The organism is Bacillus sp. S4, assembly GCF_040838205.1.
Taxonomy (GTDB): Bacteria; Bacillota; Bacilli; order Bacillales; family Bacillaceae_G; genus Bacillus_A; species Bacillus_A cereus_U.
Genome location: NZ_JBFPJI010000067.1, coordinates 1 through 14,769 on the forward strand (window position 1 = coordinate 1; position 14,769 = coordinate 14,769).

Sequence of the window (14,769 nt, forward strand, 5' to 3'; positions counted from 1 at the left end):
GTATATAACTGATTAAAAAAATCATACAATAAAAAAGAGGAGCACATGCTACCAACATGTGCTCCTCTTTTGATAACTGCTACCGTCAAGTGGTCTCTATCAATTATCATTTATTTTTAAGAAAACCACCCTTTTTCTGCTTGCGACGGCGGAAGAAAGGGTGGTTTTCTTGTTATTAGCACAGTTTCAAAGAATTTAAGATTTTTGTCGAATGTCATTCCAAAATAGGAATGACGTATTTTTTTGGGGACAAATTCGAAAATCCGTATCATTATCATATGTATTTAGTGTATCTAGAAATCTATATGGATGGTGAAGACATATGAGTCAATATCAAATGCTGTATAGTACACCTTATCTGTATTCTTCTCGAACATTGAATCAAATGTACAAAGCTAATAAAAATGAAGAAAACATATGCGCTATACAAGAGCATATGTTACGTCACGAAGTATACCTGGACCAACAATACCGAAGTTACTATTATTTAAGTCAAAAAATTGAGGAGGAGTTATACGGCGAAGAACATGCATTGTCATGGAATGAGCTACTGGATGATTATCAACTTTATAGAGATCGGAAGGGGAATTTATCTATCAAACAGAAAGGATGAGATAAACATGACAATCATTGGAGAGCTAGGGATTGTATATGGCGTGACCGGAGCTTCAGTTTTAGGAATAAAATTGCTGAAGAAGAAAGGTCTTTATCTTCCAGGTTGGTTGCTACGTGCGGGTCTTAAATGCTTGTTGATTGGGAGTGTTTGGTACGTTCTAATGGATATACTAGATGTGTTTCTACGTTAGTATTACATCTGGTAGTTGAAAGTAATTATAATAGCGCATCTTAAACAGCTTTTTCTAAGCTTCCATACAGGCTCAACTACCTTAAGGAGGTATGGAGGGAATGTTGTCACTTTTATTAATCCCAGCAACCTTTATAACTGTAGCTTATTTTTATCAAAGTAACGGAATGAGTGATAAGAAAAAAATTGCAACGTTTTTTGAAATTACAAAGATATGTGTTCAACATAAAGGTGAATTACAATACCCCATTTTTATAAAGGAAATTAAAGATGATATAAGTATGAATTATGTTTACAAGTTACCACTTGGTGTACCTAGTCAACTTATCCAAAAGTTAGCTGAAATATTAGAAGAAGGCCTATATAAACCTGTTAAAATATCGTTTCACCAAAGAGAGCTTCATATTCGAGTATTTAGCCAACAAATACCTGAAATGTGGAATTGGTCTAAGGATCTATTAAAAGAGCATACATGGAGCGTTATGGTGGGGAAAGCGTTAGATAAATATGTATATCATGACTTTGAGAAGACACCTCATATGTGTGTAAGTGGAATGACTCGTTTTGGAAAGACAGTATTCTTAAAAAATGTGATGACAAGTTTAATTTTACAACAATCTCAACACGTGAAATTTTTTATTGTTGATCTGAAAGAAGGGCTAGAATTTAGTCCTTATAAAGATCTATCCCAAGTTGTAGAAGTAGCTGAAAACCCGGAAAGGGCGTTAGAGATGTTGGGGAGAGTACGCGAAAAGATGATAAAACAGATTGAAATGATGAAGAAGTCCTATTTTACCAATATCATAGACACATCAATTAGAGAACGTTGCTTCATCATAGTAGATGAAGGAGCAAACCTATGTCCTACACAGGGATTACCTAAAAAACAACGTGATGTATTATTTTTGTGCCAGGAGATGTTGTCCGAAGTCGCAAGAATCGGAGGTGGTTTAGGGTTTCGACTCATATTTTGCACTCAATATCCTACTTCTGATACATTACCCAGACAAATTAAACAAAACTCAGATGCGAAAATAGGCTTTCGCTTACCTACAACCGTAGCATCACAAGTCGCTTTGGATGAACCGGGACTGGAGGATCTGCCATCTCTGCCAGGAAGAGCATTATTTAAGACTGATCGTACAGAAGAAATCCAGGTACCTTTTTTAAAGGATACAGATATGTGGGAGTTACTAAAGCAATACAAGGTGGTGAAACAGCATGAGGCATCAAACACTCAAACAGAAAGCGAGACAAATCGAGATTTTATCCACTTTGAGTAAGTTAGATTTTGCAACAAGGAGGCAATTACAAGCCATCCACTGTCTAGGGAGTATTCGAAACGCAAATCGTGTACTAAAGGATCTACATTCATATTGTCACATTACAAAAGTGGCTCGTGAACACGTATATTATTTAAACAAAAAGGGACGGGATTTATTAGGCGTTACAAAAGAAGTGAAGAAAAGTAGTCAATTACAGCACATATTAATGCGAAATGAAAGCTGGATGTGGCTTGGATTTCCAGAATGGAAAACAGAAAGACCTATAGAGTTTTCAATTAATGGTCAACGGTATCAGATTATTCCTGACGCATCGTATTTTGAGGATAATGTCCCCCATTTCGTTGAAATAGATCGTATGCAACATATGAAGGCAAACGAACATAAAATACAGTTATATGGCCATATAACAGATATCTACAAAAGACAGAATGCTATTGTTCCAGTAATTATCTTTTTCACATTATCAGACTATCGGCAATCCAAATTAGAACAATATGCTGTAAAACAAAATGTGTTTATGAGAACTTTTATAATGCACGATATATTTTAAACTACATCCAAAAGTCATCATGGTGGATTTCTTTATGAGTCATTCTCTTCAGCGCTTTAATAATCTTTTGTCCATTCTTAAATGAAGGATAAAAAGTATTTGCTCGACACAATTTACTAATCGTTCCTTCACTCACACCGGAGTTTTGAGCTAAATCTACTTGTTTAATATCATGATTGTCTAAAAATTTACCTAAATTAGATCTAGGCTTTTTAAACCAAGACATGCGTTTCACCTCAATTATTTGATTTTATTAAAAGCATGTCCAAATCTTTAGTTTTCTAAACTTTAGATAAGTGAATAATTTTGTTGTATACGGCATATAGTTTAAAAGAGAACGAGATAAAAAAATATGTAATAATTTTGAGGAATCTAGCATTCATATAAGTAGCTACAAGTTGCTGATACACTATTCTAATGGCAACTTGTTGCAAAGGGTATTCCTATAAAATTAAAAGCTTGAACCTATTGATACACAAGGGTTTAGGCTTTTTTTAATTTATGGAGCAATGAAAACAAGTTTAATAAATTAAGAGATATCATATTGTTGAGTCGTCGAATATTGAAGAATCATATATATAATTTCACGTACCATATTGATAATAAAAAAATATTTTCTAAATGGTTGTATAAGGCAAAACAATAGGTTTATAATAAGAACAAATGTTCTGTTTTGGAGGATAAAACGATGTTTGACTATTCAAAATGCATGAGTCGAATGATTCTCTGCATAGACCTTTGTTCATTTTTTGCCAGTTGCGCGTGTGTCATGAGGGGATTAGATCCATTAAAAGTGAAATTAGCTGTTGTTGGAGACGTAAATCGAAATGGATCTATTGTGTTGGCTGCCACTCCTGAACTGAAAAAATTAGGGATTTCTACAGCAACCAGATTATACGAAATCCCAAAAGATCCGAACATTATTATTGTGAATGCAACAATGAGAAGATTTGTTGAAATTTCAAATCAAATCACAGAAATTTATACGAAGTATGTAGCGTTAGAGGATCTACACGTTTACTCAATCGACGAATGCTTTCTAGACATGCAACAAACAGCTCATCTTTTCGGACGTGATCCAATTGTAATTGCTAAAAGGATTCAAAGAGAAATATATGATACGACTGGCATAACCGCATCAATTGGAATTGGACCGAATTTATTTCTTTCAAAAGTTGCTCTTGATGTGGAAAGTAAACATTCAAACTCTAGGATTACTATGTGGACATACGAAGATGTTTCAAAGAAATTATGGGAAATCAAACCCCTTCAAAAAGTATGGGGAATTGGAAAGGCTACTGAAGAGACGTTGCACGGCATGGGCCTATTTTCCTTAAAGGATGTTGCAAAAACATCTAAAGAGCATCTAATCAAGCGATTTGGCAAAGTAAAAGGTGAAGAGTTATATCGCTTCTCATATGGTATTGATGAGAGCCGGATTGCAAATAAATACATTCCTAAAAGTACCTCTATAACAAAAGGACAAATCTTGTTAGAGGACTGTTTCAGCCCAAAGAAATTAAAATTACTCCTTCTAGAACAAATTGAAGAAACTTGTTTTCGTTTACGATCTATAGATAAATGTTGTCGTACGGTTGAGCTTTCAATAGGCTATAGCAAATACATCGGTGGAGGATTTAAACGAGCGATTACCTTGGATCAACCTACTTGCTTAACTGAAGATGTATATGAGGCTTCTTTACAACTATTAAAAAGATTTCATTCTGGTCATCCGGTACGCCAAATACATATTACACTGAAAAATTTGACCAGGGATGACGCAATTCAAATGTCATTGTTCGAAGATACTTCCCAAAAAGATACTAAAAGGAAATTAGCAAAAACAATGGATAGTATACGGCATAAACATGGTAAGAATTCAATTATGAGAGGTATCAGTTACATTAAAGGGGCTACACAAAGGGATAGAAACGGAAAAATAGGTGGGCATAAAGCATAAGGAGGAATACAGATCATGATTGATAGAGGTATGATGCGTTGGGTTCCATTTTCAGCAATAAAAGAACAATTTGAAGGACTAAATGAATTATACGATAAGCAAAATGAAGTACCGATGCCTATTTTAGATGAACAAAAATTAGATCTTATAAATGATATTGTGTGTTGTACAATTGCTGAAAACAAGCAAGTAAGCATTTCATATCAAAAACAAAACAAAGCATATTTGGAAGTGGGTTATATTCATTACTACGATATGATTTGTAATGAATTAAGATTTAGGAACCAACATGATAATGTACTATATATAAAAATCAATCATGTAACAGATATCAAATATACATAGCGCTTAAAAAATTATGGGGTGGGGGAATTATGATGAAAAGTCAAAAAGAGCTTATCTATCATTTTAGAGAGTTTTGGGATTTTGAGTATATTTGTTTGGAGAAAAAAGGCTTGGGGTTCCCAGAATTAGAAGAAGTAATGTTGAAATATAACATGCATAAATCTGATGAGAATTTGGAATTTAAAGAGTGTTGGATACATCGTGAATTTGTGGATGGAGAAGAATTAAGAACAGTTCAAATTATATATGAAGATAGTAAAATTAATAGGGTTGTTCGTTTATGGGGATCTAAGAGAAATAAAGATGGAAAAGTTCTTGCAATAACAATGGACTTTTTAAATATAGAAACCAAAGAACTTGAATGTGAAATTGATCTAATGAAAGATAAAAAATTTGAAGGTATCAACCATAGAAATAGAGCCCTTTTTAATTAGGACTCTATTTCTATGGTTTCATTACAAACTTTTATATCCCACTACGTTTAAATAAAACAAATGTACATGTTTCAGAACTACGTGACATGGCCGAGTTTATATCCCACTACGTTTAAATAATACAGCAAATGAACCCATCATTGCCCCTATTACAAACATGTTTATATCCCACTACGTTTAAATAATACAAATACAAGCTGTTATAATAAATGTACATTGCCATGTTTATATCCCACTACGTTTAAATAAAACGCTCAGCGTAAGCATCTACCTCAGCTTGTGTGTTCGTTTATATCCCACATGGTTCAAATAAAACAGCAGAATTTTTTGTATCGTCTATATCTATACGGTCATTTATATCCCATTACGTTTAGATAAAACACCGGTCTTTCCTACTTCTATCGCATAAAGGACTTGGTTTATATCCCACTACGTTTAGATAAAACCCTATCTATATACGGATGATACACCTTATGATAGCAACATTTTAACAGGTGTATCAATCAGTATTTTGCAGCGAATCATCGATCATGTTTTTGTCTTCTCTTATAAAATGCTGAAAGACCTTGTCATAGCAAGGTTTTCTGACTGCTTGGCAAAAACGAGGCTCACTGCAAAATTACGGAAGTACAATTCCTGTTCCTGTTGTCTTTTCTTTATCAAAATCGTACTTGCAATTTAAAGTGTGGATGTATTGAAGTCCGGGAATATCAATTTCCTTTATTTCGATTCCGTATCGTTGAACCTGTTTTCTAGAAATAGAGGTTGTAAGCTTTTCGATTTGCATTCGTAATACTTTTCGCTGTTTCGAATCTTTTTCCTGTTTAAATGTAGTAAATAGCTCACGATTCTCTCTATATATAGACCAGGGAATAACTTGATAATTATCAATATCACGCAGCAACCTTTGTGCTTCTGTATTTCTCATATCGTTTAGTGGCAGTGTATCCAGTACCTTTAAAGCTTGGTAGAATTCATCTAAGTATTTTTTGCTTAGATTTTCTGTTTTATATAAAGTTTCGACAAGCTCCATTTTTGTTTTCTCATGTAGTATTTGTCCGTTAAAGGATTCTAGAATTTTCAAACCGTTATGAACAATATCCTCATCGTAAACGAACCCTATCCCTTGTGCTTCTGTATAAACAAAGACATTAGGTTCTGTACCTTCATAGGCTCTGCCACGATAACAACGACCTAAACGCTGAAATAAGCTATCTAATGTAGAGATTTCAGTAAATAGCAAATCAAAATCAATATCTAATGAAGCTTCTACAAGCTGGGTGGCGACCCAAATCCCACTTTGTTCTTCGCGGTTTTTATCATTTGGTGCGAATTTTTTAATTTCCTCTTCTAAAACGGCACGATCCTGTTGAATAAATTGCGTGTGCAACAACCTTACCTTTTCATTATTAAACAACCCATATATACGTTTTGCTTCTTTCACGGTATTAGCAATAATCAATACACGTTTATTTCGTCCAGCTTCACGAATATGTTCTAAATCTTCATCAATCATTGTTTTACGTATAGATATGCGGTGACGAATTAAGTCATTATAGAATTCCTCTTTTACAAAATCACTTACCTTGATTTTGCCTCGTTTCTCCATTGTTTCCATAAAAACAGTAGGAAGTGTAGCGGTCATAATCATAAATTTCCCGCCTATCTGGTGAATCATTTCCAATGCTTTGAGTAAAACAGCTAAGATTTTCGGAGAATAACCTTGTACTTCATCTAAAACTATCTTAGAGTACGCCATTGTGGCCAAGTATTTCTCATATCCTCGAAATAAAAATGGAAACTTCAAAATTTGATCAATTGTGCTAAATGTTAACTTTTTACTCAATAAACGAGACTGTTCATAGATAATCTCATTGGTTTCGTAATCATTGTTTAATGTCTGTAGAAAATCTACGCTACCACTGTGTAGCAACCCAGCAATCGCTTGCCCCTCTTCATCTACATATCCCATTCCATTTGTTATACGCTCATACAAGGCATTTAAACTTACACGGATTGGGAGTGTAATAAAACCTTTAGCTTCATCAATCCAAAATAAAGAAGCTTCTGTTTTTCCCATACCAGTTTGTGCAACAGCCACAATATTCTTGTTTCGATTCTCATAAGAAAAGAGTTGTAGATTGCGTGGTTTATGGCCATTCTGTTTTAGGAATTCACCGACATAAGTCCCAACTCCTTTGTCCGCATGATATTCCACAAGTTCCCCTGCAGAAGCCGCATGATCTACACGATTTAAAAGCCCCTTTACAAGCACAAGAAGAGGATATTCTTTATCTTTTTTCTTAATTGGCTTCCAACCTATAGTTGTAGTATCAAGATCTTTATTAACAGAACAGCACAATTCTTGCTCCAAACGGTCTATTTTCCCTTTTAAATCTGGTAAAACTGCATTTAATATTTGAGCATCAAACATTACGTTTCGTACATGATGATGTGCAATTGCCTCTTTTATAACCCGTTCTGTACTTTTGGAATAATGTAATTCTAAAAATGGTACACAGAGTAAGGAAATAAAAGCATGAGGAACATTCGGATATTTTTTTTCAATTTCTTGCTTTGTTAAAGGAGATAGCCCCATATTAAGTTTAATAAATTGTTGAAACCCCTCATAAATCTTCCCCGCATCGTGGTATTTGGCAACTACATGTGCAAGTTGCCAAATCTCTTCTGAAAACAGAGATCCATACGAGTGTTTTAGTAAAGATAAATTTTCTAATACCTGTCCTGTGTGTTCTTGTAATGTTTCAAATGCTCCTGTTTGCTGATCCCACTTTGCGTAAATCAAATCTCCCATGTTTCTCCTCCTGAAAAAAATCCATGCCTACTCATAAGGCATGGAAAAATACAATATGTCCATCTTCATCTTCCATATACTGAGGTGAATTTAACCCTTCTCCTTTACGGAAGAACTGTGTTTGAACTGTCTCCCAAGTACGAATTCCTTGTTTCACTTGATATACCGTATTCAAACGATATGAAATTCCTTTATAATTCATATAATCAAGGCGATCAACAATGCAATGACGTGGTATATAAATATCATTTTTGAGTGTAATGATTTCTTTTGTTTGTCTTTCATTCAACGTTACCAATTTCACGCTTTCAATGACTGCTAAATCTTCACGTCGACCAAGGCTTGGTGCTTCATTGATATTTTCTAATGCTGTTTGTAAGTGTTCCAATACACTTTGTTCGGCACGTACATGGAAAATAAGGGAGATTTCTTTCAACATATGAACATGCATGGGCATTGTTGTAACTTCTTTTGACTTGTAAAAATGATGTATTTGCAAATCAAACAGCTTTCCCTCGTGAGTACCTTGGATGCTGATTTCCATTGGAATTAATTCATTTGCATCTAATACATAGTGAAGGAACCCCTTCACCGTACTATACGGTGGAAGAGGATAGGTTTCCTTAGCTTTTTGTGCCATAGGTTTCTTGTAACAGGCGGTTTGTTGGTACAACTTTACTCGTAACGCTGCACTAGCCGACATAATAATTCTCCACTTGTTGCAATAGATAATCGAGCATACCTTGAATTGTATGGGTTGAGTCGCTTGAAACAAGATTTCGTAACTCCCCTTCATTCACGAAGACACCAGATAACAGACCAACATGCGTTTGTTCTTGTACAGTCTGTCCCATACTGCGACGTTCTAAAATTTCTTGTAGCATAATAGAATCTAAACGGTATTCACGTTTTGTCGGAACTAATTGTGTACGTCCTAAGAAATATGGTTGATTAATAGCATACAGGCCACCAATTACAAACAAAGGGGATAAATCTTCTTGTCGCCCTCGGATATTACGATTTAAGGAAAATACAATTTCTAAGAATTCTTTGATTCGTCTTGCCTTTTCTTCACGTGGTAGTTCAATTTCTCTATCTACACCAATTCTATCTAAATCAATAGTAATGGTATATGAATATAAACTTGTATGTCGTTCAAGTGTTGCGATATTTGGGTTTTCTTTGATACGTGAAGCATGTCCTAAATTTGTTAAAAATTCTAAGTCTCCTCGGTACGGTTCAAGAGAAACAGCATGAGACAAACGAACGCTAGCTGGACGTTTGTTCCCCATATCACCTTTTACAGTTTTCATGTAACCGAATAAATCCATTTCTTCTGATTCTTGAATAGTAGCACTAGGAGAATATTGAACTACGCTTTTGCTTTTTCCTTCCCCTTCCCCTTTGTCACGGCCAACTGTATCTAAGTTCCAAGCATAACGCTCGGCGCCTAAACGAACCATATCGTATCGAATAGCTTGTCGTGAAGCAAATGTATGAATATCTCCATTTCCACGATTAAATTTCTTTAATTCGGAGACGTTACCGATCCCTTCTCCATAATTTAATGAATCTCCTTGAAACACGATTGTTAATGTTAATCCAGCCATTAGTTTGTTTCCTCCCCTTCTTTTTTATAGGGTTTGTCATTTAATCCGGATAGTAAAGCACTTGCAATACCTTCAAATTCATTACTATGTTCCCTTGTAGCATCCACATACATAGAAGTGTTCTTTTCCACTAATAAAAAGGTGCGGAATAATGTTTCAAAGAATTGTTGACGGTTATTGGTAGTTAAGGCATTTAACAGACGGTAAGTAATGCCTGGAATCTTATTCTCCATTCTACGTTCAGTAAGTCTTCTACGTACTTCGCGTCCATCCATTAGCGCATACTGAATTCTCTTTTGCATAGATTCATATTGCGCTTCTCGTGTTCCGTTAGACATGCCATAACACTCCTTTATTCTATTTAAATGAAACATAGCCAAAGTGGCCGCATACGTATCATAACTGGAATAATTGTTATCTACGTTCTTCCTCAATTGAAAAGTGATATCACGCAAAAAATGCTCTCCATTTAATAATTTACGTAGGATTACGTTCCGAAACTTTGGATATTTAATATGATCGATCTCTTTTCCTCCACGCTCTTGAAGGTATTGAATGGCATGTTCTGATAAAAAATTTTGTGTAAGAGTCGTCTTTTTCCCACTATTTTGGAATTCAACAATTAACATATTTTTAGAGATCCAATTTGCTTTATCTTTGGCTTCTTTTAATGTGTTGTATAAAAACAATTCAAAAGGATTGTTTTGCTTTTTATTGGTGACAAATAAATCATTTATTTCCGCTAGTGTATCAAAATCCTCATCAGTTTGAATAAAGGAATAAACTACTGTATCTTTGTCTATATAATCTCTATAGAGCCCAAAAACAGAACAAAACATGATTAATCGATAAAGATTAGATATAGGAAACATTTTTTGATTATTCCATGTGTAATTCGTTGCATTTGCTATACTGACTGCATTTGGAAGAAATATCGCTTCCGTGTAATCGGTAAGAGCAAATTGTCCCTCAATAACAGGACAATACAGTAATTCATCCCTCTTCAGTTTCGTGATTGTTTGTTTCACCAACTTTTTAATATCTTCATCATCAGATTGTTGTATCATTTTGTTTAAGCCTTCTATTTCTTCGTTAGGGCTGTTAGAAGACTGAAGAACAGCAAGAACCTCTTGTTCTAGTAAAATAGGTTGAACGAAGTCTCTTGCAAGAAATTCTTCATGCTCTGAACGATTCAGGGTACTGCGTGATCTTTGTAAGAAACTTGTTTGACCATGCAGTTCTCCTAAACGAAACCGAATCATATTTAATGTTAGTACTTCATTTACTTGTTCTTGCTTTAACAACTTCAAGTAATCTTTTGTGATTGTCTTTAATTCTTCAATAGTTGATACATCTTTTTTGCTACTAAACAGTTCCTTTAAAGCTCTAGCTTCAATTGGCAAACGCTTATTCAACTTATTTTCTGTACCTTTAATATCAGTAAAGATAGAGTCTTTAGAACGTTTAAAATTGGATGTAGCGGATGTTAGAGAATTATTCATCTTATTTTCTTTTTCATTTGCAACAGAAAACATATCAAAAGCACAATTGAAAAACCATTCCGGAAAGTCTTGAAGCAATTTTGGATCAAAGTCTATATATGTCTCTTCGATTTCAAACAAGTCTGTTTCAGCATGCTCTAAAATACGATAAAACCCCAAAATACCAGTGTTCGTAGCCCAATCTTCTAAATATAACCGAATCATTGGTACTCCACGGATACGCAACCGTACCCTTGTGACTTTTTGAAGGACGTACCAATTTGACGAAGGATTTCTAAGTCTTCTTGGTCTCCTTTTAACAAGAATGTTCCTTTATAGGCTTCAAAGTGCTGGTGATTAGGGGTATTATCAAACTTTTCTTTTACAACTTGTTTTGTTAAATTCATAGGTATAAATTGCAAAGGTTTTTTCAAGCCTTCTCCATGATAATTAAGCAGAGTCATATCACAAATATAATTGAAACTCTCTTCATAACCTTCTTCTGTTGGAGCAAGAGGTTTCCCATCTTGGTCTTTAATAAAAATAGGGGAAAGGGTGCGGAATACTACGGTATCACTTTTCACTTTGACTTCCGGTAGTATAGATATGTTCTTCTTCTGTAGTTTGTATCCTTTGTACTGAAATTCTTTAATTTCGTTTAAACCATCTACTAAGTAAGAAATGAATTCAGGATCAGGTGAACTAATAATCCAGTCCAATCCGTTCTGAAGGAGGAATTCATCATTTTCTAAAACATAGTCTTTAAGATAAACAGAAAACGTAAAATTCTTGCTTTTCTTATTCGGTTTATTATCAAAGACATATAGTTTCTCTGCATACACTGCGTTTGATGTTTTTAGGGCTTCTTTAATAAAACTCACAAACATAAAACGATACGAGAGAGGAATTACTTTGCAAGTAAAGCTTACTTTCAATCTCATCATCTTCCTCCTTGATCTTCAATATAAAACCATTATAATTTATTTGAAAATTAAGATTCAATAAATATGTAGAAATAAATGGAAAAAACCTTTCTGTACAAAGAAAGATTTTTTCTTGATCCCATATAGTAAAGATAAAAATCATATGGTACTTCCGTAATTTTGCAGTGAACCTCGTTTTTTCCAAACATGTAGAAAGCCTTACTATGAAAAGGGCTTTAAGTATGTTTGTAGAGAATACAAAAGTACGATCGATGGTTCACTGCAAAATTCTGGTTGATACACATACTAAAATGTTGCTATCATAAGGTGTATCATCCGTAAATAGATAGGGTTTTATCTAAACGTAGTGGGATTTAAAGGCGTTAAACATTATGTTATTACCCATATAAATGCCAAGTATTATCTGAACCATGTGGGATTTAAAGGACACGAAACCAAATCACTATGACATTAACAATCTAGTTTTATTTGAACTATATGGGATATAAAGTACCATAGCACTGTGAATGTCATTGTCGCGTTTATTGTTTTATCCGAACTATGTGGGATATAAAGACTCCACGCGCTAACCCGATCTTGTAAGCAAGGAAGCGTTTTATCTGAACTATATGGGATATAAAGAAGCAAAAAGGCTCTTACTATGATCGTGTACTTTGTGTTTTATCTGGACTTTGTTGGATATAAAGACATGTACTGTTACACTTTCTTTTGGTGTTAACACTGTTTTATCTGAACCGTATGGGATATAAAAGGCGGAGATGCAAACTCTAAAGGTGAAATTGAATTTTTTACCTGAACAATGTGGGATATAAAGTCTTGCCAGCCTACATGTACATGGTCATATTGTCCTGTTTTATCTGAACTATATGGGATATAAAGAACGGTCGAGGGTTAGGAGAGCATGCCGTTAAAACGATTTATCTGAACAATTTGGGACATAAAGCAATAAGAGCAAAAATCACAACAAGAGCAAAACAAAACGAACTTGTAGAAATCACTACAAGTTCTTTCTAAGAAAATGTTAACAAGAAAAACTATTCTTTTATTTTTCCTCATATTGTTTAGCAAGTTTATAAAAAGAAGAACGTTTGATTCCATACTTTTTCATAGCTCCTACGGCTGTAATAGAGCCGGATTTCCATTCCTTGTAAGCATCCGTAAATTCTTCTGTTATTTCGACAGGTGGACGTCCTAAGCGTTTACCTTGTTTTCTTGCAAGAGAAATTCCTTCTGCTTGTCGTTGTTTAATATCAATGCGCTCTTTTTCTGCAAAGGCAGATAATATTGTCAGTGTTGCTTTTTGAATTGCGCTCTGAATAACATCATTTGTACTTTCTCCAGTGTAATTTACGTTAATGTATGGTTCCTTTATAAATTGTAAATTTACTTTATGTTTTTCGTAGTATCTAAATTCTTCTAATGTATCATTCATATTTCTTCCAAGTCTTGTCAAGGAGTCAAACACAATGGTATCTCCTGTACGAACAAGACGCTTTAGCATTTGATAGTTCTCTCGCTCCATATTTTTTCCAGATTCTTTATCAATAAAAATATCCCGATCTTCTATCCCTAAATCCTTCATATTCTGAATTTGTCGTTCTTCGTTTTGATCTTTACTTGAAACTCGTACATATCCAAATTTTTTATGTTTCATATGCCACACCTCACTGGTAATTATACCAACAATGTCTGTAAAGGTATATAAAATAAAAAGATGTCTGTAAAATGGATAATCAACATTTATAGACGTGGTTTTTGGTAGTTTTCTATGTATCCGTAAAGGTATACTTTTATAGACATATCAAGTGTTCTTTACGTCTTTGAATACGTAGTAATGAAAAATGAACCAAAAGGTGTACCTTTTGATGTAGTGTGAAATGACTCTGCATTAGATAGTAGCCATAAGTAATGAACGTATTTGTTTTCAAACTCTTCTAGAATTTATTTCTATCATTTTTAACTTGCTGTTCTATAGCGCAAGACATAGGGACGTTCTAGTACAGGCTAAACATGATAAGTGTGAATTTTATAGAAATGAACTGCTAATCATATTTAGACATTCAAATAATGTTCAAAAAAATATGCGGGGTGATTACTATGCAAAAGAAAAAATCTAGTAAAGCAAGTAAGAATTATAACAGAATGAGAGAAATAAAGAGGGGAAGTGAGAGGAATGATGCAAATAAAACTAAAGTTTTATTCAAATTGGGAAATATTATTTCATTAAGTTATGAAAGATGAACAAGATTTGGTCGGAAGACTTGGTTATTCAATGTTGCAGTACATATTGTCATGCAAGTGGTACTTATGCTAATGAAATATCTCCTATTAAGTTAAGAAAAAGACCCTATATAGGGTCTTTTTTGTCTTAGATTTCAGTTTGTTGCTTATAAGTAATGAAAAGGGGCTGTGATGTTATTTATGCTAGATGAAATTGTTAATGTTTGGACAATGATATGCTAGATATATTGCAAAACCTATAATTATAAAAAGTGAATTTTGTGTGAGGATTCAATTTTTTAATTCAATAATCTTATAC

14 protein-coding genes are annotated in these 14,769 nt (G+C 34.0%); 7 read left to right on the forward strand and 7 right to left on the reverse strand.

Annotated elements, in window-relative coordinates:
• Positions 1 to 322: 322 nt before the first annotated feature.
• The 4 genes from AB3X48_RS09790 (at position 323) to AB3X48_RS09805 (ending at position 2,641) form a co-directional block, all read left to right on the forward strand.
• Positions 323 to 613, forward strand: a complete 291-nt coding sequence (locus tag AB3X48_RS09790) for a hypothetical protein (protein WP_165762436.1) — start codon at positions 323 to 325, stop codon at positions 611 to 613.
• A 7-nt stretch (positions 614 to 620) separates the two neighbouring features.
• On the forward strand, positions 621 to 806 hold the full coding sequence (locus AB3X48_RS09795) for a hypothetical protein (protein ID WP_002107213.1): 186 nt from the start codon (positions 621 to 623) through the stop codon (positions 804 to 806).
• Between the two features lie 100 nt (positions 807 to 906).
• Entirely contained in the window at positions 907 to 2,088 is a 1,182-nt protein-coding gene (locus AB3X48_RS09800) for an FtsK/SpoIIIE domain-containing protein (protein WP_246907867.1), read from the forward strand.
• Complete coding sequence (locus tag AB3X48_RS09805; protein ID WP_246907835.1) at positions 2,027 to 2,641, forward strand: replication-relaxation family protein; 615 nt, start codon at positions 2,027 to 2,029, stop codon at positions 2,639 to 2,641. Before AB3X48_RS09800 ends, AB3X48_RS09805 begins: the two co-directional genes overlap by 62 nt.
• A gap of 1 nt (position 2,642) precedes the next feature.
• Here AB3X48_RS09805 and AB3X48_RS09810 read toward each other — a convergent pair whose 3' ends face one another.
• Positions 2,643 to 2,867: a helix-turn-helix domain-containing protein gene (locus AB3X48_RS09810; protein WP_000118337.1), complete on the reverse strand. Its 225-nt coding sequence runs from the start codon at positions 2,865 to 2,867 to the stop codon at positions 2,643 to 2,645.
• Between the two features lie 462 nt (positions 2,868 to 3,329).
• Between AB3X48_RS09810 and AB3X48_RS09815 the strand changes: the two genes are divergently transcribed.
• Genes AB3X48_RS09815 through AB3X48_RS09825 form a run of 3 tightly spaced genes read left to right on the forward strand, consistent with a single transcriptional unit; the run spans position 3,330 to position 5,380 of the window.
• Positions 3,330 to 4,601 carry a Y-family DNA polymerase gene (locus AB3X48_RS09815; protein ID WP_246907832.1) on the forward strand — a complete coding sequence of 424 codons (1,272 nt, stop codon included), beginning with the start codon at positions 3,330 to 3,332 and terminating at the stop codon, positions 4,599 to 4,601.
• A 15-nt stretch (positions 4,602 to 4,616) separates the two neighbouring features.
• Positions 4,617 to 4,946, forward strand: a complete 330-nt coding sequence (locus AB3X48_RS09820; protein ID WP_246907829.1) for a YolD-like family protein — start codon at positions 4,617 to 4,619, stop codon at positions 4,944 to 4,946.
• A gap of 32 nt (positions 4,947 to 4,978) precedes the next feature.
• Positions 4,979 to 5,380, forward strand: a complete 402-nt coding sequence (locus tag AB3X48_RS09825) for a hypothetical protein (protein WP_002193571.1) — start codon at positions 4,979 to 4,981, stop codon at positions 5,378 to 5,380.
• Between the two features lie 619 nt (positions 5,381 to 5,999).
• Here the strand turns inward: AB3X48_RS09825 and AB3X48_RS09830 are convergent.
• The 6 genes from AB3X48_RS09830 to AB3X48_RS09855 all read right to left on the reverse strand — a co-directional run bounded on the left by AB3X48_RS09830 (position 6,000) and on the right by AB3X48_RS09855 (position 13,884).
• Positions 6,000 to 8,195, reverse strand: coding sequence for a CRISPR-associated helicase/endonuclease Cas3 (locus AB3X48_RS09830; RefSeq protein WP_002193570.1), 2,196 nt, complete (start codon positions 8,193 to 8,195; stop codon positions 6,000 to 6,002).
• A 31-nt stretch (positions 8,196 to 8,226) separates the two neighbouring features.
• Entirely contained in the window at positions 8,227 to 8,898 is a 672-nt protein-coding gene (cas5b, locus tag AB3X48_RS09835; RefSeq protein WP_002193569.1) for a type I-B CRISPR-associated protein Cas5b, read from the reverse strand.
• On the reverse strand, positions 8,888 to 9,805 hold the full coding sequence (gene cas7i, locus AB3X48_RS09840) for a type I-B CRISPR-associated protein Cas7/Cst2/DevR (protein ID WP_002193568.1): 918 nt from the start codon (positions 9,803 to 9,805) through the stop codon (positions 8,888 to 8,890). The genes cas5b and cas7i overlap by 11 nt, the downstream gene beginning before the upstream one ends.
• Positions 9,805 to 11,511, reverse strand: a complete 1,707-nt coding sequence (gene cas8a1 / locus AB3X48_RS09845) for a type I-B CRISPR-associated protein Cas8b1/Cst1 (protein ID WP_002193567.1) — start codon at positions 11,509 to 11,511, stop codon at positions 9,805 to 9,807. The genes cas7i and cas8a1 overlap by 1 nt, the downstream gene beginning before the upstream one ends.
• Complete coding sequence (gene cas6 / locus AB3X48_RS09850) at positions 11,508 to 12,227, reverse strand: CRISPR-associated endoribonuclease Cas6 (RefSeq protein ID WP_002193566.1); 720 nt, start codon at positions 12,225 to 12,227, stop codon at positions 11,508 to 11,510. Before cas6 ends, cas8a1 begins: the two co-directional genes overlap by 4 nt.
• 1,045 nt (positions 12,228 to 13,272) lie before the next feature.
• On the reverse strand, positions 13,273 to 13,884 hold the full coding sequence (locus tag AB3X48_RS09855) for a recombinase family protein (protein WP_002193565.1): 612 nt from the start codon (positions 13,882 to 13,884) through the stop codon (positions 13,273 to 13,275).
• Between the last annotated feature and the right edge of the window lie 885 nt (positions 13,885 to 14,769).

Bases quoted from the DNA above. Each gene is read 5' to 3' on its own strand.
- AB3X48_RS09790 (WP_165762436.1), top strand. From the start codon at position 323: ATGAGTCAATATCAAATGCTGTATAGTACACCTTATCTGTATTCTTCT.
- AB3X48_RS09795 (WP_002107213.1), top strand. From the start codon at position 621: ATGACAATCATTGGAGAGCTAGGGATTGTATATGGCGTGACCGGAGCT.
- AB3X48_RS09800 (WP_246907867.1), top strand. From the start codon at position 907: ATGTTGTCACTTTTATTAATCCCAGCAACCTTTATAACTGTAGCTTAT.
- AB3X48_RS09805 (WP_246907835.1), top strand. From the start codon at position 2,027: ATGAGGCATCAAACACTCAAACAGAAAGCGAGACAAATCGAGATTTTA.
- AB3X48_RS09810 (WP_000118337.1), bottom strand. From the start codon at position 2,867: ATGTCTTGGTTTAAAAAGCCTAGATCTAATTTAGGTAAATTTTTAGAC.
- AB3X48_RS09815 (WP_246907832.1), top strand. From the start codon at position 3,330: ATGTTTGACTATTCAAAATGCATGAGTCGAATGATTCTCTGCATAGAC.
- AB3X48_RS09820 (WP_246907829.1), top strand. From the start codon at position 4,617: ATGATTGATAGAGGTATGATGCGTTGGGTTCCATTTTCAGCAATAAAA.
- AB3X48_RS09825 (WP_002193571.1), top strand. From the start codon at position 4,979: ATGAAAAGTCAAAAAGAGCTTATCTATCATTTTAGAGAGTTTTGGGAT.
- AB3X48_RS09830 (WP_002193570.1), bottom strand. From the start codon at position 8,195: ATGGGAGATTTGATTTACGCAAAGTGGGATCAGCAAACAGGAGCATTT.
- cas5b (WP_002193569.1), bottom strand. From the start codon at position 8,898: ATGTCGGCTAGTGCAGCGTTACGAGTAAAGTTGTACCAACAAACCGCC.
- cas7i (WP_002193568.1), bottom strand. From the start codon at position 9,805: ATGGCTGGATTAACATTAACAATCGTGTTTCAAGGAGATTCATTAAAT.
- cas8a1 (WP_002193567.1), bottom strand. From the start codon at position 11,511: ATGATTCGGTTATATTTAGAAGATTGGGCTACGAACACTGGTATTTTG.
- cas6 (WP_002193566.1), bottom strand. From the start codon at position 12,227: ATGAGATTGAAAGTAAGCTTTACTTGCAAAGTAATTCCTCTCTCGTAT.
- AB3X48_RS09855 (WP_002193565.1), bottom strand. From the start codon at position 13,884: ATGAAACATAAAAAATTTGGATATGTACGAGTTTCAAGTAAAGATCAA.